At 65.3% G+C, this 16,821-nt stretch carries 20 protein-coding genes; 10 read left to right on the top strand and 10 right to left on the bottom strand.

The window, feature by feature from the left end; all coding sequences use genetic code 11:
- Nucleotide 1 precedes the first annotated feature (1 nt).
- Nucleotides 2–1,009: a cobaltochelatase subunit CobS gene (cobS, locus tag HHL26_RS21615; RefSeq protein WP_066552930.1), complete on the bottom strand. Its 1,008-nt coding sequence runs from the start codon at nucleotides 1,007–1,009 to the stop codon at nucleotides 2–4.
- Between the two features lie 88 nt (nucleotides 1,010–1,097).
- A complete protein-coding gene (locus tag HHL26_RS21620) occupies nucleotides 1,098–2,387 on the bottom strand; it encodes an Hsp70 family protein (RefSeq protein ID WP_066552937.1) in 1,290 nt (429 codons plus the stop codon).
- 104 nt (nucleotides 2,388–2,491) lie between these two features.
- On the opposite strand from HHL26_RS21620, the gene HHL26_RS21625 reads away from it, so the two are divergent.
- Nucleotides 2,492–2,761 (top strand): DUF1294 domain-containing protein, encoded by a 270-nt coding sequence (locus HHL26_RS21625; protein WP_066552940.1) that lies wholly within the window; start codon nucleotides 2,492–2,494, stop codon nucleotides 2,759–2,761.
- Between the two features lie 4 nt (nucleotides 2,762–2,765).
- Here the strand turns inward: HHL26_RS21625 and HHL26_RS21630 are convergent, their stop codons facing one another.
- Nucleotides 2,766–3,398, bottom strand: coding sequence for a J domain-containing protein (locus tag HHL26_RS21630; RefSeq protein WP_066552943.1), 633 nt, complete (start codon nucleotides 3,396–3,398; stop codon nucleotides 2,766–2,768).
- A gap of 44 nt (nucleotides 3,399–3,442) precedes the next feature.
- On the opposite strand from HHL26_RS21630, the gene HHL26_RS21635 reads away from it, so the two are divergent.
- Genes HHL26_RS21635 through HHL26_RS21645 form a run of 3 tightly spaced genes read left to right on the top strand, consistent with a single transcriptional unit; the run spans nucleotide 3,443 to nucleotide 4,928 of the window.
- Nucleotides 3,443–3,727 (top strand): BolA family protein, encoded by a 285-nt coding sequence (locus HHL26_RS21635; protein WP_066552946.1) that lies wholly within the window; start codon nucleotides 3,443–3,445, stop codon nucleotides 3,725–3,727.
- A gap of 23 nt (nucleotides 3,728–3,750) precedes the next feature.
- Nucleotides 3,751–4,026, top strand: a complete 276-nt coding sequence (locus HHL26_RS21640; RefSeq protein ID WP_066552948.1) for a glutathione S-transferase family protein — start codon at nucleotides 3,751–3,753, stop codon at nucleotides 4,024–4,026.
- Nucleotides 4,023–4,928: a pirin family protein gene (locus HHL26_RS21645; protein WP_066552950.1), complete on the top strand. Its 906-nt coding sequence runs from the start codon at nucleotides 4,023–4,025 to the stop codon at nucleotides 4,926–4,928. Before HHL26_RS21640 ends, HHL26_RS21645 begins: the two co-directional genes overlap by 4 nt.
- Nucleotides 4,929–4,942: 14 nt before the next feature.
- Here HHL26_RS21645 and HHL26_RS21650 read toward each other — a convergent pair whose 3' ends face one another.
- Nucleotides 4,943–5,755: an MJ0042-type zinc finger domain-containing protein gene (locus HHL26_RS21650; RefSeq protein ID WP_066552952.1), complete on the bottom strand. Its 813-nt coding sequence runs from the start codon at nucleotides 5,753–5,755 to the stop codon at nucleotides 4,943–4,945.
- A 169-nt stretch (nucleotides 5,756–5,924) separates the two neighbouring features.
- Here HHL26_RS21650 and ftsE point away from each other — a divergent pair, with 169 nt between their 5' ends.
- Genes ftsE through HHL26_RS21670 form a run of 4 tightly spaced genes read left to right on the top strand, consistent with a single transcriptional unit; the run spans nucleotide 5,925 to nucleotide 8,783 of the window.
- Complete coding sequence (ftsE, locus tag HHL26_RS21655; protein WP_066552953.1) at nucleotides 5,925–6,635, top strand: cell division ATP-binding protein FtsE; 711 nt, start codon at nucleotides 5,925–5,927, stop codon at nucleotides 6,633–6,635.
- On the top strand, nucleotides 6,635–7,549 hold the full coding sequence (locus tag HHL26_RS21660) for an FtsX-like permease family protein (protein ID WP_066552956.1): 915 nt from the start codon (nucleotides 6,635–6,637) through the stop codon (nucleotides 7,547–7,549). Before ftsE ends, HHL26_RS21660 begins: the two co-directional genes overlap by 1 nt.
- On the top strand, nucleotides 7,546–8,076 hold the full coding sequence (locus HHL26_RS21665) for a YdcF family protein (protein WP_066552959.1): 531 nt from the start codon (nucleotides 7,546–7,548) through the stop codon (nucleotides 8,074–8,076). The genes HHL26_RS21660 and HHL26_RS21665 overlap by 4 nt, the downstream gene beginning before the upstream one ends.
- 11 nt (nucleotides 8,077–8,087) lie before the next feature.
- Nucleotides 8,088–8,783 carry a lysophospholipid acyltransferase family protein gene (locus HHL26_RS21670; protein ID WP_066552962.1) on the top strand — a complete coding sequence of 232 codons (696 nt, stop codon included), beginning with the start codon at nucleotides 8,088–8,090 and terminating at the stop codon, nucleotides 8,781–8,783.
- Here HHL26_RS21670 and HHL26_RS21675 read toward each other — a convergent pair.
- From HHL26_RS21675 to HHL26_RS21685, 3 genes are read right to left on the bottom strand one after another with little or no spacing between them, the layout of a single operon-like run.
- A complete protein-coding gene (locus HHL26_RS21675) occupies nucleotides 8,775–9,680 on the bottom strand; it encodes a prephenate/arogenate dehydrogenase family protein (RefSeq protein ID WP_066552964.1) in 906 nt (301 codons plus the stop codon). The genes HHL26_RS21670 and HHL26_RS21675 overlap by 9 nt on opposite strands.
- Entirely contained in the window at nucleotides 9,680–10,777 is a 1,098-nt protein-coding gene (gene hisC / locus HHL26_RS21680) for a histidinol-phosphate transaminase (protein WP_066552966.1), read from the bottom strand. Before hisC ends, HHL26_RS21675 begins: the two co-directional genes overlap by 1 nt.
- A 39-nt stretch (nucleotides 10,778–10,816) precedes the next feature.
- A complete protein-coding gene (locus HHL26_RS21685) occupies nucleotides 10,817–11,767 on the bottom strand; it encodes a 2-hydroxyacid dehydrogenase (protein WP_066552968.1) in 951 nt (316 codons plus the stop codon).
- 67 nt (nucleotides 11,768–11,834) lie between these two features.
- Here HHL26_RS21685 and HHL26_RS21690 point away from each other — a divergent pair, with 67 nt between their 5' ends.
- Nucleotides 11,835–12,986 carry a homoserine O-acetyltransferase gene (locus HHL26_RS21690; RefSeq protein ID WP_066552970.1) on the top strand — a complete coding sequence of 384 codons (1,152 nt, stop codon included), beginning with the start codon at nucleotides 11,835–11,837 and terminating at the stop codon, nucleotides 12,984–12,986.
- On the top strand, nucleotides 12,983–13,570 hold the full coding sequence (metW, locus tag HHL26_RS21695) for a methionine biosynthesis protein MetW (protein ID WP_066552971.1): 588 nt from the start codon (nucleotides 12,983–12,985) through the stop codon (nucleotides 13,568–13,570). Before HHL26_RS21690 ends, metW begins: the two co-directional genes overlap by 4 nt.
- A gap of 5 nt (nucleotides 13,571–13,575) precedes the next feature.
- On the opposite strand, the gene HHL26_RS21700 is transcribed toward metW, so the two are convergent.
- The 3 genes from HHL26_RS21700 to HHL26_RS21710 form a co-directional block, all read right to left on the bottom strand.
- The gene (locus tag HHL26_RS21700) at nucleotides 13,576–15,141 is read right to left on the bottom strand and encodes a peptide chain release factor 3 (protein WP_066552973.1); all 1,566 of its coding nucleotides are present in this window, start codon (nucleotides 15,139–15,141) and stop codon (nucleotides 13,576–13,578) included.
- Nucleotides 15,142–15,269: 128 nt separating this feature from the next.
- Entirely contained in the window at nucleotides 15,270–15,452 is a 183-nt protein-coding gene (locus HHL26_RS21705; protein ID WP_066526237.1) for a hypothetical protein, read from the bottom strand.
- 4 nt (nucleotides 15,453–15,456) lie between these two features.
- Nucleotides 15,457–16,746, bottom strand: coding sequence for an adenylosuccinate synthase (locus tag HHL26_RS21710; RefSeq protein ID WP_066552976.1), 1,290 nt, complete (start codon nucleotides 16,744–16,746; stop codon nucleotides 15,457–15,459).
- Between the last annotated feature and the right edge of the window lie 75 nt (nucleotides 16,747–16,821).

Below are 16,821 nucleotides of genomic sequence, written 5' to 3' on the forward strand. Positions count from 1 at the left end.
CTCAGGCCGCCCGGTGGGCGACGCTTTCGGGCAGATCCTTGCCGAAGACGCGCTGATAATATTCGGCCACCAGCGGCCGCTCTGCCTCATCGCATTTGTTGAGGAAGCTCAGGCGGAAGGCGAAGCCGATATTCTTGAAGATCAGCGCATTCTGCGCCCAGCTTATCACGGTGCGCGGCGACATCACGGTCGAGATATCGCCGTTGATGAAGCCCTGGCGGGTCAACTCCGCCACCTTGATCATATTCTCGACTTCCTTGCGGCCGCCTTCATGGTCGTACTCGCCGGACTTGGCGAGCACCACCTGCGCCTCGGTCGCGGCGGGCAGATAGTTCAGCGCCACCACCAGGTTCCAGCGGTCCATCTGGCCCTGGTTGATCTGCTGCGTGCCGTGATAAAGGCCGGTCGTGTCGCCCAAACCCACGGTATTGGCGGTCGCGAACAGACGGAACCAGGGATTGGGCCGGATCACCCGATTCTGGTCGAGCAAAGTCATCTTGCCGTCTGTTTCCAGCACGCGCTGGATCACGAACATCACGTCCGGGCGGCCCGCATCATATTCGTCGAACACCAAAGCGACCGGCCGCTGCAACGCCCAAGGGAGCAGGCCTTCGCGGAATTCCGTCACCTGCTGCCCGTCCTTCAGGACGATGGCGTCGCGCCCGACCAGGTCGATGCGGCTGATATGCGCGTCCAGGTTGATGCGGATGCACGGCCAGCGCAGGCGCGCCGCGACCTGCTCGATATGGCTCGACTTGCCGGTGCCGTGATAGCCCTGCACCATCACGCGGCGGTTATAGGCAAAGCCCGCCAGGATCGCGAGCGTGGTGTCCGGGTCGAACACATAGGCGGGGTCAAGGTCGGGCACCCGCTCATCGGCTTCCGAAAAGGCCGGGATCTTCATGTCGACATCGATGCCGAACACGTCGCGCGCATCGACTTCGCGGTCGGGCGAGGCCAACAGCGTTTCGGCGCGGGTATCGGGCTGGACGTTCGGGATGTCGGTCATCTTCTAATCTCTTTGAACGGTCTGGTCGGCACTGCCCTAACCATCAGGGACAGGCATGTCGATAGAGTGGGGCCTTAAGCGGCAAGGATCAAGCAGCCCATTCGGCCAAATTGGCCTCCTGCCCGATCAGCGCCAGTCCATGCGCGATAGAGGTCAGTTCGTCGCCGGTCGCAATATGGTCTTTCCCGAAGCGCCTGTCGAATATCCGCCGGATCGCCGGGATCAGCGAAGTCCCGCCCGTCAGGAACACCCGGTCGATGGCATCGGGCGCTACGCCCGCCTTGGCGAGCGCCTTGTCCACCGTCGCCTCGATCCGGGCGATGTCGGGCGCGATCCAGCCTTCGAAATCGGCGCGTGTCACTTCCGCCTCGATGGCAAGCCCGCCGCCTTCGAAGCGGAAAATAGCGCTCTCAGCCTCTGACAGCCGCCGTTTCAATGACCCCACCGCATCATAGAGCGGATAGCCCAATTCCTTCTCGATCACCGTGATCATCCGTCCGATAGCGTCGGGATCATGGGCCGCCTTCTGCAAGCGCGCCAGTTCATCCATGGTCCGCCGGTTGCGCATCAGCGCCAGTCGCGACCAGTCGGCAAAATCGGCAAAATAGCTGCGCGGAATCTCCAGCTCCTTGCCGAAGCTCTGGTAGCTTCCGCCCTTGCCCAGCATCGGCAGCACCAGATGATCGACGATCCGATAGTCGAAGCGATCCCCGGCAAGGCCGATGCCCGCCGATCCGAGCGGCACGCAACGCCGCGCCGCCCCCGGCGCCTCGACCCGCACGATCGAAAAGTCGCTGGTGCCACCGCCAAAGTCCGCGACGAGGATGGTCGCCGCCTCGGTCAGCCGGCTAGCATAGCTGAACGCGGCCCCCAGCGGTTCATAGACATAATGAAGCTCGTCCCCGAACCCCGCAAACATGGCGTCATAGCGCCGCCGTGCCAGCCCTTCATCGGGCCGCGACCCGGCATATTCGACCGGCCGCCCGATGACGATCCGCTCCGGCCGCCGGTCCAGCGTCCCGCCGGCATGGCCGACCATGCGCGACAGGAACAACTGCCCCAGTTCCTCGAATCGGAAGCGCTTTTCGAACACGTTGGCGCTTTCGAAGACCGGGCTGGCCGCCACTGACTTGAAGCTTTGCAGGAAGCGGCTGTCTTCCGGAAATTCCAGATATTCCGCGATCGCCCATGGGCCTGCCTCATGCGCCATGCCGCCCTTCGCATCGCTGTCGTGCCAGAAGCAGAGCGCGGAGCGGAATACCGGCCCGGTCGCCTGGGCACCGGAAAACTCGACCAGTTCCGACCCGCTGCCATTGGCGAGTGCGGCCACGCTGTTGGTCGTGCCGAAATCAAGGCCCAGGGCGCGGGGCATCGTCATACTGGTCTCCGGGGAAGGGGCGGCGCCTATGACAGCGGCAGCGGCCGGGAGCAAGCCCGGACTCTATAATGGGAAATTAAGCGCCCGTTCGCTACCGCAGCATCATGGAAATGGCGATCCTCTCTCTTCTTATCTTGCTGCTGAATGGTTGGACGATGCTGCGCTTCTGGCAGGACAAGGCTGCCGCGGTCGTGGGCCGCCGCCGCATTCCGGAAAAAGACCTGCTCGGCCTGGCGCTGATCGGCGGCTCGCCCGGTGCCCTGCTTGCGCGCCACATCTTCCGTCACAAGACGCGAAAGCAGCCCTTTTCAACCCTGTTGCTGCTCATCGTCGCTGTGCAAATGGGCACCGGCATCGGCTGGCTCCTGCTCTGACCGATCATGCGAAAGCCTCAGCCTTGCGCAAAAGCTGATAGGCCTCGATCACCCCCTGCAGCAACGCCTCATGGCTTCGATCCCCGCCATTATGGTCGGGGTGAAAGCGCCGCAGCAATTCCGTATAGCGCTGCCGCAAGGCTCTGCGGTCCGCATCGATCGTCAGCCCCATGACGTCCAGCGCCCGGCGGTCTTCCTTCGACAGGAATTTCCCGTCTTGCCGCATCTTGTTGTTGGCCCGCGCCTTCGCCACGCGCTCCTTGAACTTGGCGCCGATGGCATCCAGCGGGTCCTGAAAATCCGACCATTTGGGCGGGGGGCTGGCGGCGTTGGTGGAAAAGGCCCGAGTCTCCCGCTCCCACCCCGCATAGGGGCGTTGAGCCGCGTTGATTTCCTCCGGGCTCATGCCGGTGAAGAAATTATAGCCCTGGTTGAATTCCCGCACATGCTCCAGGCACAGCCAGCGCCAGCGCGGGCCTTCATGATGGGCACTGGCATGGCTCGACCCGCTTCCCTCCAGCGGCGGCGCACGGAATTCGCCCGGCTCGCGACAGCCGGGAACCGCGCAGGGGCGGTCGCTTTCCACGCGGCCATGGAAACGGTTGAAACGCCGGTTCGAGAAGGGATCGCTAGCCAAGATTGTCCTGATGCAACTACGGGCAAAGAGCCTATATAGGGGCGATGACCGAGATTCTAAAAGGCCCAGTCGCCACCGAAATCGAAGCCCGCCTGCAGGCCGCCCTCAGCCCCGAACAGCTCGCCGTGATCGACGACAGCGAAAAGCATCGCGGCCATGCCGGCCATGACGGATCGGGCGAAAGCCACTTCACCGTGGAGATCGTCTCCGACCGCTTCACCGGCCAGAATCGGGTCGCCCGGCAGCGCCTGGTCAACGCCGCGCTGGCCGACCTGTTACGCGACAAGGTCCATGCCCTCGCGATCAAGGCCCGCGCTCCCGGCGAATGACACTTTGAGCCGTCTCAGGCGTTGTGCCGCCGTCCAAGGAGGCGCGGCGCACGGACTATGATTTCCGGTATTGGTCCACCATCCCCGGCCGGGGCGAATTCGTGCGGCTGATCGCCGGGCTGCGCTATGCTTTCCCGCTGCGCATGGCGACGCTGATGCCCTCCTTCCCGCGTCTTGCCGAACTGCAAGAGCGGGTTGCGGCGCTCCCCGAATTGCAGGACTATCTGGGCAGCGACCGGCACCTGCCGTTCACCAATGAAGACGTCTTCCGCCACTACCCTGAACTGGACGCAGCATGACCCTGACCGACCCGATCATCCAGACCATCACCCCCACCACCCATGATCTGGGCGACTTTCGGGTCCATCGCTCCTTGCCCGCCAAGGGGCGCACCATGGTCGGCCCGTTCATCTTCTTCGATCAGGCCGGGCCCGCCCGCATCGCGCCGGGGCAGGGGGTGGACGTGCGCCCGCACCCGCATATCAACCTCGCCACCGTCACCTATATGTATGAGGGCAGCTTCCTCCATCGCGACTCCCTGGGCACGGAGCAGTTGATCGAGCCGGGCGCGGTGAACCTGATGACGGCGGGCAAGGGCATCGTCCATAGCGAGCGCTCGCCGGACGAGGACCGCGCCAAGCTCTCCAAACTCTCCGCCATCCAGACCTGGCTCGCGTTGCCCGACCGCCATGAGGAAATGGACCCCGCCTTCGAACATGTCAGCGAAGGCGGCCTGCCCATTATCGATGGCGGCCATGCGAGGGCGCGCGTGATCATGGGCAGCCTCTGGGGCCAGACGTCGCCCGTCACCACCTATGCGAACACCATCTATGCCGACATTCAGCTTTCTCCCGGCGGCTCGGTCCCCATCGACGCGGATGCGGAGGAACGGGCGATCTATGTCTCCGGCGGCGACGCGGCGCTGGACGGCGTGATGCTCCAGCCCCAGACGCTCTACGTCCTGCGCCCCGGCATCCGCGCGACTTTGATGAGCGTCGACGGCGGCCGTGTCATGCTTTGCGGCGGCGAGGCATTCCTGACGCCGCGCCATGTCTGGTGGAATTTCGTGTCCTCGACCCAGGAACGGCTGATGCAGGCCCGCGACGATTGGGAAGCCATGCGCTTTCCCCTGATTCCCGGCGACGATCAGGAATTCATCCCGATTCCCCAGGGGCGGCCGAAAACGATCAGCTATCCCTGATTTTCAGACCGTCATCACTGCACGAAGGTCAGCGACAGATTCTCGGCATTTTTTGGAATGTCGATCCGGCTTTCATTGATCGACGCTTCCTCGCCCGGCTTCAGGTTCGTCCGGTCGGCCTTGGTCGTCCAACTGAACACCAGCCGGTTCTGCCGGTCGCGCAATTGCACCAGCACCGGGGGCACCGGCAGCGTCTGCTTCCCACTGTTCACGATCCGCGCGCCAAAGGCGAAATATTCCTCCCCGGTGGGCAATTTACGCCGCTCGGCGGGTTTTGAGAGATAGAAAAGCAGGTCAGGATCGCCCTCTTCGGGCACCAACCCCAAATTGATCGCCCAGCTCGGCGTGCCGAAATACCAGAGCGCTCCGCCAGCGGCCCCCACCGCGAGGCAGAAGAGCAACGCGGCATAGGTCCAGATTTTCAGCCGGTTGCGACGCGGTTTTACCGGCGCTGGTTCGGCTTCCCCCCAATCGTTCCGCGCATCCGCTTCGGCGCGCCCGTAAATATCGTCGAACCGATAGTCAGCCTTGGCGCTGACGGGTGTCTCGGCCGGGGCGGAAACCGGTTCCACTTCCTCCGGTTCGACCGGCGGGGCGACAGCCTCCTCAACGGGTGGAGGAGGGGGAGGAGCAGGCGGTGGTGGCGGTGGCGCGGCCACTTCGGGCGCGCCGGCCGTCATCAGCGCTTCCTCGCGGGGCGCGAGCGCAGCCCCTTCCTGGAACCAGCTATGTTTGCAGGCGGCGCAGCGAACCTGGCGGCCGTTCGGGCCGACGGCGCTGTCCGGCACGATATAGCGCGTGGCGCAGTTGGGACACACCAGGATCATGACGCTTCATAGGCATGAGTTGGATTCGAGGGCAAGCGGCTTCAAACATGGCAACCGATCCGGGCGCGACTCGCGGAGTCAGGCCGACAAGACTTTACGGCCGCCCGTCCGCTGTGCCATGGCTAAGCGCTCGGGGAAGCAGGGAGCGCGCAGGCGCTGAAATTGACGCATGTCGGCCATCGTCCAGTTCGAAAATGTCGGCCTGCGCTATGGTCTGGATAGCGAGACGCTGTCCGACGTCAGTTTTTCGCTCGCCAGTGGCGGCTTCTATTTCCTGACCGGCGCGTCGGGCGCGGGCAAGACCTCGCTGTTGAAGCTCCTCTACCTTGCCCAGCGGCCCAGTCGCGGCGTCATCCGCTTGTTCGGGGAGGATGTGGTGACGCTGCCCCGCAAGCGCCTGCCCGGATTCCGCCGCCGTATCGGCGTGGTGTTCCAGGATTTCCGGCTGGTTCCGCATCTGTCGGTTTATGACAATATCGCCCTGCCGCTGCGCGTCGCGGGCCTGGCGGAGGGCGAGATCGACGCCCCGGTCAGCGAAATGCTGAACTGGGTCGGCCTTGGCGATCGCGGTCAGGCGCGCCCCGCTACCCTGTCGGGCGGGGAACAGCAGCGTGTCGCCATCGCTCGCGCAGTGATCGGCCGCCCGGAAATATTGGTCGCGGACGAACCGACCGGCAACGTCGACGCCGATATGGCCCGTCGCCTGCTGACCTTGTTCGAGGCGCTCAATCGCCTCGGCACCACCATCGTCGTCGCCACCCACGATCTGCCATTGATCGCGCAGGTGGGGAGCGCGCAGATGATGAAGCTGGACAAGGGCCGCCTGTCGGACCCCACTGGATCGCTGCGCTACCCGCCCCGGCCGCAGGTGAACGGCTGATGGCCTCCCCCCACGGCATGGGCGACCGTCGCGCCGCCGCCGCCGCGCGCCACCGGCTGCTGCCGGAGGGCAGGGTGGCAGGACCGATGCCGTGGATCATCGCGATCATGATGTTCCTGACCGTGCTGTCGGCCGCCGCCGGGCTGGGCCTGGGCGCGGCGGTGAAGGCCATGGGCGCGGACCTTGCCGGACGCGCCACGGTGCAGATCGTCGAGGCCAATGCGCAGCAGCGCGACCGTCTGAGCGCCAGCGTGGCTGACATACTGCGCAAAGTCAGCATAGTCCGCGCCGTCCATCCGGTCGCGGCCTCAACCCTTGCCGATCAAATCCGCCCCTGGCTGGGGCAGGATGCGGCGAGCGGCGACCTGCCGATCCCGGCGCTGATCGACATCGAACTGACGCCCGGCCAGACGGACGCGAAGGTCGACCGCCTCCGCCGCCAGCTCAGCGCCGTCTCGCCAAAAATCCGCATCGAGCCCCATGCCGCCTTTCTGGCGCCTTTGGCCGGCCTGCTTTCGGCCCTCGGCTGGCTGGCGGCGGGAATCGTGCTGCTGATGACGCTGGCGACCGGGTCGGTGGTGGTGCTGGCCGCCCGCGCCGCGCATGACAGCCATCGCGGTACCATCGACGTGCTGCACCTGATGGGCGCGACCGATGTGCAGATCGCCCGGCTGTTCCAGCGCCGGATCGGCCTGGATGCGCTGTTCGGCGGCGCGCTCGGCTTTACCGTCGCGTTGCTGGTGATCGTGTTGCTGGGCGTGCGGCTGCTGGCGACCGGCTCCGAATTGTTGAGCGCCATCCATCTGCCATGGACAAGCTGGGCGCTCCTTGCCGCCATTCCGATCGGCTGCGTGCTGCTGGCGACGATCGCCGCGCGCTGGACGGTGCTGCGATCGCTGGGGCGGCTGCTATGATCGTCCGCTTCATCGCCGTCATGCTGCTGGGATGGATGCTGGGCTTCGCCTGGTTCGCGATTTTCCTGCCGCAACCGCTGGACGGGCGACAGACAGACGCCATCGTCGTGCTGACGGGCGGGGCGGGGCGCATCGATCGCGGCCTTTCCCTGCTTCAGGACGGCGCGGCCAAGCGGATGCTGATCTCCGGCGTCGACCGATCGGTTCGCCCGGTCGAGCTGGCCGCGCAATATAAGGCGCCCGAACGGCTTTTCACCTGCTGCATCACCCTGGGGCGCGAAGCCATCGACACCCGCTCCAACGCCATCGAAACCGCGCATTGGCTGGAACGGCGCGACTTCAAGACGGTGCGCCTCATCACCACCGACTGGCATATGCGCCGCTCCGCTCTCGAACTGCGTCAGGCCTTGCCGGGCCGGGTCACGCTGGTCTACGACGCCGTGCCCAGTCGCCCCAGCCTCACCATGCTGGCGCGGGAATATAATAAATATCTGCTGCGCCGGGCTGCGGCGTTGATTGGTATCTGACGGTTTTTGCGATGTTCACCGCGCTGCGATCCCTGGCCTTCATGCTGGTTTTCTATGTCGGCTCGCTGCTGTTCGTGCTGGCGGCGATGGCGAGCAATCTGGTCGCGCCCCGATCGATCCCGGCGGTCGCCACCCACTGGAGCCGCTTCCATCGACGCTGCGCGCGCTGGCTGCTCGGGCAGAAGGTGCGAGTGGAAGGAACGCTGGAAAACGGCCCCTATCTCTATATCCTCAAGCATGAATCGATGTTCGAGACGATCGACCTGCTCTGTCTGCTGGATCGTCCGGCGATCGCCGCCAAGCGCGAATTGTTCGATATCCCGCTCTGGGGCGGCATCGCCCGCCGCTACGGTCTGATCCCGATCGAACGCACCGCCGGAGCCAGCGCCCTGCGCGCCCTGCGCACCGCCGCCAGGGCCACGACGGCGCAAGGCCGCGCCGTCTGCCTCTTTCCCGAAGGCACCCGCGTCCCCCATGGCGAAAGCCCACCTTTGCGCGCTGGGTTCGCGGGCCTTTATGCGCTGCTGGGCCTGCCGGTGGTGCCGATCGCGGTCGACAGCGGCCGCGTCTCCCCTCGCGGCAAGTTCATGAAGCGCCCGGGCACCATCACCTACAAGGTCGGTGAGATCGTTCCGCCCGGCCTGGATCGCCGTGAAGCCGAAGCCCGCGTCCATGCGGCGATCAATGCGTTGAACGCCTCAGTGTGAACGCCCGAAATCGGGCTTGGGATCGTCCTGCCCCTGTTCGATGATCGACCGCCGGATCGCCCGCGTTCGGGTGAACAGGTTGAACAGCGCATCCCCGTCATTCCAGCGGATCGCCCGCTGCAACGCCGACAGATCCTCGGAAAAGCGCTGGAGCATCTCCAGCACCGCATCCTTGTTCGCCAGGAACACGTCGCGCCACATGGTGGGATCGGACGCCGCGATGCGAGTGAAGTCGCGGAAGCCACCGGCGGAATATTTGATCACCTCCGACTGGGTCACATCCTCCAGATCGCTCGCTGTGCCGACGATGGTATAGGCGATGAGGTGCGGCAAATGGCTCGTCACCGCCAGCACCAGATCATGATGCGCCGGATCCATCATCTCGACATCGGCGCCCACGCGCCGCCACAGCTCGGCCACGCGCTCGACCGCCGCCGGATCGGCGTCGGCGGGCGGCGTCACGATGCACCAGCGTCCTTGGAACAGCGAGGCGAAGCCCGCCTCCGGCCCGCTATTCTCCGTCCCCGCGACAGGATGCGCCGGAATGATGGTCTGCCCTGGCAGCGCGGCGCTCAATTGCGCCAGCACGTCGCCCTTGCACGATCCCACATCGCTGACGATCGCCTCGGCCGGCAGATCGGCGGCAATCTCCGCCGCCGCCGCGGCCATCGCCCGCACCGGCACGCACAGCACGACCAGATCGGCATCCGTCACCGAAGCGCCCGCCGTATCGGTCACATCGTCGCACAGGTCGATGGCCCGCGCGATCTCCCGCACCTGCGCGTCGGCATCATAGCCGGTCACCCGCACGGTCGGCATCGTCTCGCGGATCGCCCGCGCCAGCGAGGAACCGATCAGGCCCAACCCGATGATGGTGACGCGGGCGAAGGGCAGCATCAGGCCGTTTCCGCCATGGCGCGCAGCTTGGCCGCGACCTTACGCACCTGTTCCTCGGTGCCGATGGTGATACGCAGGCCGTTGGGCAAGCCCTGCCCCGGCAGCCAGCGGGTCGCGAAACCTTCGTCCCACAGCCCCTTCATCGCGGCTTCGGCGGTCAGCTTGCCGTCGAACAGGATGAGAAGGAAGTTCGCCTTGCTCGGCACAGCGCGCAGCCCGTGATTGGACAGCGAAGCCACCTCCGCCGCCAGCCATTCGCGCCACTCACGGTTATGCCCCCGGCTCGCCTCGACCCAGGCAGAATCCTTCACCGCCGCAATCGCCGCAGCCTGCCCTGCGGTGGTCACATTGAACGGCGCACGGATGCGATGCAGCACGTCGATCACCTCGGCACTGGCATAGCCCCAGCCGATCCGCTCCGCCGCGAGCCCGTAAATCTTGGAAAAGGTCCGCGTCACGAACACATTGGCCGCATTCTTCGCCAGCTCCAGCCCGCCATCATCCTCGTCGGCGTCCAGATATTCGGCATAGGCCTGATCCAGCACGAACAATATGTCCGGCCGCAGCCCCGCATGCAGCCGGGCGATTTCCTCCCGCGACGTCATGGTGCCGGTCGGATTATTGGGGTTGGCGAGGAAGACCAGCTTGGTCTTCTCCGTCACTGCCGCCAGCAGTGCGTCCACATCGGTCGCATAGTCGGCATCCGGCGCGATCACCGGCGTGGCACCCACCCGGCGCGCGGCGATGTCATAGACCGAAAAGCCGTAGCGGACGTAGAGAACCTCATCCCCCGGTCCGGCATAGGCGCTCGCCGCGATGTGCAGCAGCTCGTCTGACCCGGTGCCATAGATCACCCGCGCCGGGTCCAGCCCATGCGCCGCCGCGATCGCCTCGCGCAGCTTGGCCGCGCCGGGATCGGGATAGGTGGCCAGGTCCGCCGTCGCCGCCACCAGAGCGGCTCGCGCCGCCTCCCCGGTGCCCAGCGGATTTTCATTGGCGGACAGCTTCACCAGTTGGCGGCCGTCATCGGCGGCCGACTTGCCCGGCACATAGGGCGAAATGCCGAGGATCCAGTCTTTGGGGGCAGGTTTAGTCATGCGCCGCGCTTTAGCGGCTTCTTGGCCAAAGGCAAAGGCTCACACGACAGGCGTCAGCAAAGGCTCACCCGCTGCCCAGGCGTCGAGATTGGCGAGCACCAGATCGGCCATCGCCTTGCGCGTCTCGACCGTCGCGCTGCCCTGATGGGGTTGCAGCACCACATGATCCATGGCGAATAGGGCTTCGGGCACATGCGGCTCATTTGCGAACACGTCCAGGCCCGCGCCCCCGATCCGTCTTTCCGCCAGCGCCGCCACCAGCGCCTCTTCATCGATCACGCTGCCCCGGCTGATGTTGATGATGACGCCATCCGGTCCTAGCGCATCCAGCATCGCCGCATCGACCAGCCTGCGCGCTTCCGGTCCGCCCGATGTTGCCACGATGACGACATCGCTCTGGCGCGCAAAATCGAGCGGATCGGCGATGTAGCGATAGGCGCCGTCCGCTGCGGGCCGCCGGTTATGATAGAGGATCTCGCCCGCCACCGGTTCCAGCCGCCGGGCAATGGCGCGCCCGATCCGGCCCAGTCCCAATATGCCGATCCGCTTGCCCGTCACGCGGCCACTCAGCGCCGGTTTCGCCCCCCGGGCCCAGTCCCCCGCGCGCACCTGTCGGTCATTGGCCGCAATATTGCGCACCGTCGCATAGAGCAGGCCCACCGCCAGATCGGCAACGTCATCGGTCAGCACGTCCGGCGTGTTGGTGACGCGGATGCCCCTGGACCGCGCATGATCGACATCGACCTTGTCATAGCCCACGGAAAACAGCCCGATCATCTCCAGCTTCGGCAGGGCATCCATGATTGCGGCAGATGCCCCCACCGCCCCGAAGGATACCAGCGCCCTCGCCTCGCGCACTTGCGGCGGCAGCGCATCCGGATCGGTATCCGCCGCCACGGCATGAACGGCAAAGCGCTGCGCCAGCGCGTCGTCCAGATAGGGATAGAGGGGGCCATAGGCGACGATCGGGATGAGAGGATTCTCGTTCATGGCCCGGATGTAGGTCAAAGGACAGTCGATTGACAGAGTCCAGCCCCGGGCCTAGCCCGGACGGATAATGGCCAGTGCGTCCTTTTCCGATGACATCCGTTTCGGCCTGCGCCGTCAGGTGCGCCTGACCGGCCCGCTGCAACTCGACAGCGGTGCTTTTCTTGGTCCGGTCGACATCGCCTATGAAACCTATGGGCGGATGAATGCGGACCGCTCCAACGCCATCCTCATCTGCCATGCGCTGACCGGCGACCAATATGTCGCGTCGGAGCACCCCGTCACCGGCAAACCCGGCTGGTGGTGGCGACTGGTGGGCGAGGGAAAGCCCGTCGATCCCGCCCGCCATTTCATGGTCTGTGCCAATGTGATCGGCAGTTGCATGGGCTCCAGCGGTCCCGCCAGCCTCGATCCCGCGACCGGCGGACCCCATGCGATGCGCTTCCCGGTCATCACCATAGCCGACATGGTCCGCGCACAGGCGATGCTGCTCGACCATCTGGGCGTCGACCGCCTGCATGCCGTCATCGGCGGCTCCATGGGCGGGATGCAGGCGCTAACCTGGCCGACCCTCTACCCCGAGCGTGTCGAAAGCTGCATCGTCATCGCCTCCACCGCCCGCCACAGCGCCCAGAACATCGCTTTCCACGAAGTCGGACGGCAGGCGATCATGGCCGACCCGAACTGGCGCGGCGGCGACTATTATGCCGACGGCCAGATTCCCAGCGCGGGCCTGGCTGTCGCCCGCATGGCGGCGCACATCACCTATCTCTCCGAAGCGGGCCTGACCGAGAAATTCGGGCGGCGGTTACAGGGTCGCCCGGAAAATCCCAACGGGTCCAAGACCTTCGGCTTCGACGCCGATTTCCAGGTGGAAAGCTATCTGCGCCATCAGGGTTTGAGCTTCGTCGAGCGTTTCGACGCCAACAGCTATCTCTTCATCACCCGCGCCATGGACTATTATGACATTGCGGAGGATCATGGCGGCAGCCTCGCCAAGGCCTTCGCCGCCTCCAGAGCGCGCTTCTGCCTCGTCAGCTTCGACACCGACTGGCTCTATCCGACGGCGGAATCCCGCCTGATCGTCCACGCCCTCAACGCGAGCGGCGCGCAAGCGAGCTTCGTCGAACTCTCCAGCCCCTTCGGCCATGACGCCTTCCTGCTGGAATGTCCCGAACTCAACCGCGTGGTCGACGGCTTCCTCAAGGGCGGCCGCGCATGAGCCTGCGCCCCGATCTTGCCCTGATTGCGCGCACCGTCTCCCCTGGCGCCAGAGTCCTTGATGTCGGTTGTGGCGACGGCGCGCTGATGGCGGCGCTGCGCGACAGCAAGCAGGTCGATGCCCGAGGCCTCGAAATCGACCCGCACAATGTCGCCGGCGCCGTGGGTCGGGGTCTTTCCGTGGTGCAGGGCGATGCCGACACCGACCTGATTTATTACCCCGAAGCCAGCTTCGACTACGCCATCCTCAGCCAGACGCTCCAGACCACCCGCCGCCCGGACCGGGTGGTCGAGGAACTGTTGCGGATCGGCAAACAGGCCTTTGTGTCCTTCCCCAATTTCGCCCATTGGCGCGGACGGCTGTCGCTGTTCTGGGGCGGGCGCATGCCGGTGACGCGGTTGCTGCCCGACAAATGGTATGACACGCTCAACATCCACCATGTCACGGTCGACGATTTCCGCGCATTGGTGAAGGATCGCGGCTGGACCATAGACGGCCAGTGGTTCCTCAAGGGCGACAGGGAAACCACCCACGCGAACGCCAATTTGTTCGCGGAGCATGCGGTATTTCTGCTGCGGAGATGAAGGCGTCAGCGCTCCTTGGTGGCGCTGAACTTGACCTTGGGATGCCGTTCCTGCTGATAGCCGATGTCCCAGGCGCTCTTCGCCATGAAGACGAGATTGCCGTCGCGATCCTTGGCCATATTGGCGCCGTTGAACGACACCAAATCCTTGATCGCGGCATCTTCGCCTGAAATCCACCGCGCCGTGTCGAAGGGCGAAGCCTCCAGCCCCGCCGCGACCTTATATTCGGCCTCCAGCCGGGAAATCAGCACGTCGAGCTGCAACTGCCCGACCACGCCGACGATCCAGGCGCTGCCGATGTCGGGATAGAAGACCTGGATCACGCCCTCTTCGGACAGGTCGTCCAGCGCTTTGCGGAGCTGTTTGGTCTTGGTCGGGTCTTTGAGCGCCACGCGCCGCAGGATTTCCGGCGCGAAGTTCGGAAGGCCGGTAAAGCGCACCCCCGCCTTCTCGCTCAGCGTATCCCCGACCCGCAACGTCCCGTGGTTGGGAATGCCGATAATGTCGCCCGGAAAAGCCTCATCCGCAATCTCGCGGTCCTGCGCGAAGAAGAGGATCGGCGAATGCACCGCGATCGGCTTCCCGCTGCCCGAAGGCGTCAGCTTCATGCCGCGCTTGAACTTGCCCGAACACAGCCGCATGAACGCGATCCGGTCACGGTGCTGCGGATCCATATTGGCCTGCACCTTGAAGATGAAGCCGGTGACTTCGCTATCCTCCGGCTCGACCGGCGCCGGTTCGGCGGGCTGGGCACGCGGCGGCGGCGCATGGGCGGAGAGCGCATCGATCAGCTCGGTCACGCCAAACAGCTTCAAGGCCGACCCGAAATAGACCGGGGTCAGATCGCCATGCCGATAGGCCGCCAGATCGAAATCGGCATAGCCCCCGACGGCCAGTTCCGCCTCCTCACGCAGCCGAGCCAGACCTTGGCCCGACAGATGCCCGGCCAATGCGTCATCATCGATCCCGGAGAAAAAGGCTTGGCGTCCCTCAAACTCCTTGCTCGCGCCCGAAGGCTGGCGCAGGCGGTTCTTCGCGAAGTCGTAAATCCCCTCAAACTCGCCGCCCATGCCGACCGGCCAACTCATCGGGCATACGTCCAGCGCCAGCGCGTCCGCCACCTCATCCAGCAGCGCAAAGGCATCGCGGCCCTCGCGGTCCACCTTGTTGACGAAGGTGATGATCGGCACGTTCCGCAACCGGCAGACCTCGAACAGCTTGCGCGTCTGCGGCTCGATGCCCTTGGCCGCGTCGATTACCATCACCGCCGAATCCACCGCCGTCAGCGTACGATAGGTGTCTTCGGAAAAATCTTCATGCCCCGGCGTGTCGAGCAGGTTGAAGGTGATCCCGTCGCGTTCGAAGGTCATCACGGACGAGGTCACGGAAATCCCGCGCTGCTGCTCGATCTTCATCCAGTCCGACCGGGCGCGCCGGTTCGCCCCGCGCGCCTTGACCTCTCCGGCCAGGTGAATCGCGCCGCCTTCCAGCAGCAGCTTTTCGGTCAGCGTGGTCTTACCCGCGTCGGGGTGGGAAATGATGGCAAAGGTACGGCGGGAAGGAATGCTCATGGGCGGCCCATATAGCGATTCGCTTGGGAATCGCCAGCGGCGCTTGGCAAAGCCTCCGCCTCAAAGCGCTCCATGCATTCCTGCGAAGCCACTCGTCTCGTTCGAGTGCTTCGCCGGCACACGCACGACTATCGCAGCTTCGCGATGGAAAGCCCGTCCTGCTTGGCGCGGGCCTTCACCGATTCCTCGCTGCGGGTCAGAGCCTTGGCGATCGCCTTGAGCGCCATGCCCTTCTTCGCCAGCGTGTGGAGCTTTTGCAGCTCATCCGCCGTCCAGGGTTGCTTGTGGCGCTCGAAGCGTTCGCCGGCCATCGGATCAATCCGCGAAGGGATCGCGCACGAGGATGGTGTCCTCGCGCTCGGGGCTGGTGGAGACGAGCGTGACCGGGCAGCCGATCAACTCCTCGATGCGGCGGATATATTTGATCGCCTGCGCCGGAAGCTCAGCCCAACTGCGGGCGCCCGCGGTGGTTTCCTGCCAGCCTTCGATCGTCTCATAGACCGGTTCCGCCTTCGCCTGATCCTGCGCATGGGCGGGGAGATAGTCGAAGCTCTGCTCCCCGATCTTGTAGCCGACGCAGATTTTAAGTTCCTCGAAGCCGTCCAGCACGTCGAGCTTGGTAAGGGCGATGCCGGTGACGCCCGAGACCGCGACCGACTGGCGTACCAGCACGGCGTCGAACCAGCCGCAACGGCGCTTGCGCCCCGTCACGGTGCCGAATTCATGGCCTCGTTCGCCCAGCCGCTGGCCGACGTCATTTTCCTGCTCGGTCGGGAAGGGACCGGAGCCGACGCGCGTGGTGTAGGCCTTGACGATGCCCAGCACGAAACCCGCGCCCGAAGGGCCAAGGCCGGTGCCGCTCGCCGCCGTGCCCGCAACCGTGTTGGACGAGGTGACGAAGGGATAGGTGCCGTGGTCGATGTCGAGCAGCGTGCCCTGCGCGCCTTCGAAGAGGATGCGCTTGCCCTCCGCCTTCGCCTTGTTGAGCGTCAGCCAGACAGGCTTGACGAAGGGCAGGATGAAGCTGGCGATGTCGCGCAGTTCCGCCATCAGCGCGTCACGATCGATCGGCGCTTCGTTGAACCCGGCGCGCAGCGCGTCATGGTGCGCGGTCAGGCGGTCGAGCTGCGGGCCGAGATCGTCCAGGTGCGCCAGGTCGCAGACGCGGATGGCGCGGCGGCCGACCTTGTCCTCATAGGCAGGACCAATGCCGCGACGGGTGGTGCCGATCTTGCCCGCGCCCGAAGCATCCTCGCGCAGCCCGTCCAGGTCGCGGTGGAAGGGCAGGATCAACGGGCAGGTTTCCGCGATCTGGAGGTTTTCAGGGGTGATGGCGACCCCCTGGCCCTTGAGCTTGGCGACCTCATCCCGGAAGTGCCAGGGGTCCAGCACCACGCCATTGCCGATGACCGACAGCGTGCCGCGCACGATGCCCGACGGGAGCAGCGAGAGCTTGTAGACCTTCTCGCCCACGACCAGCGTGTGGCCGGCATTGTGGCCACCCTGGAAACGGGCGACGACGTCGGCGCGCTCCGACAGCCAGTCGACGATCTTGCCCTTGCCTTCGTCACCCCATTGGGCGCCGATCACGGTAACATTTGCCATGGATACAGTCCTCCGCCCGCCGCGCGGACCGGCCATGCCCTTCGACGGGACTCGGCATGCCGGTGGGATCAAATG

The organism is Sphingobium sp. TB-6 (assembly GCF_012927365.1).
GTDB lineage: Bacteria > Pseudomonadota > Alphaproteobacteria > Sphingomonadales > Sphingomonadaceae > Sphingobium.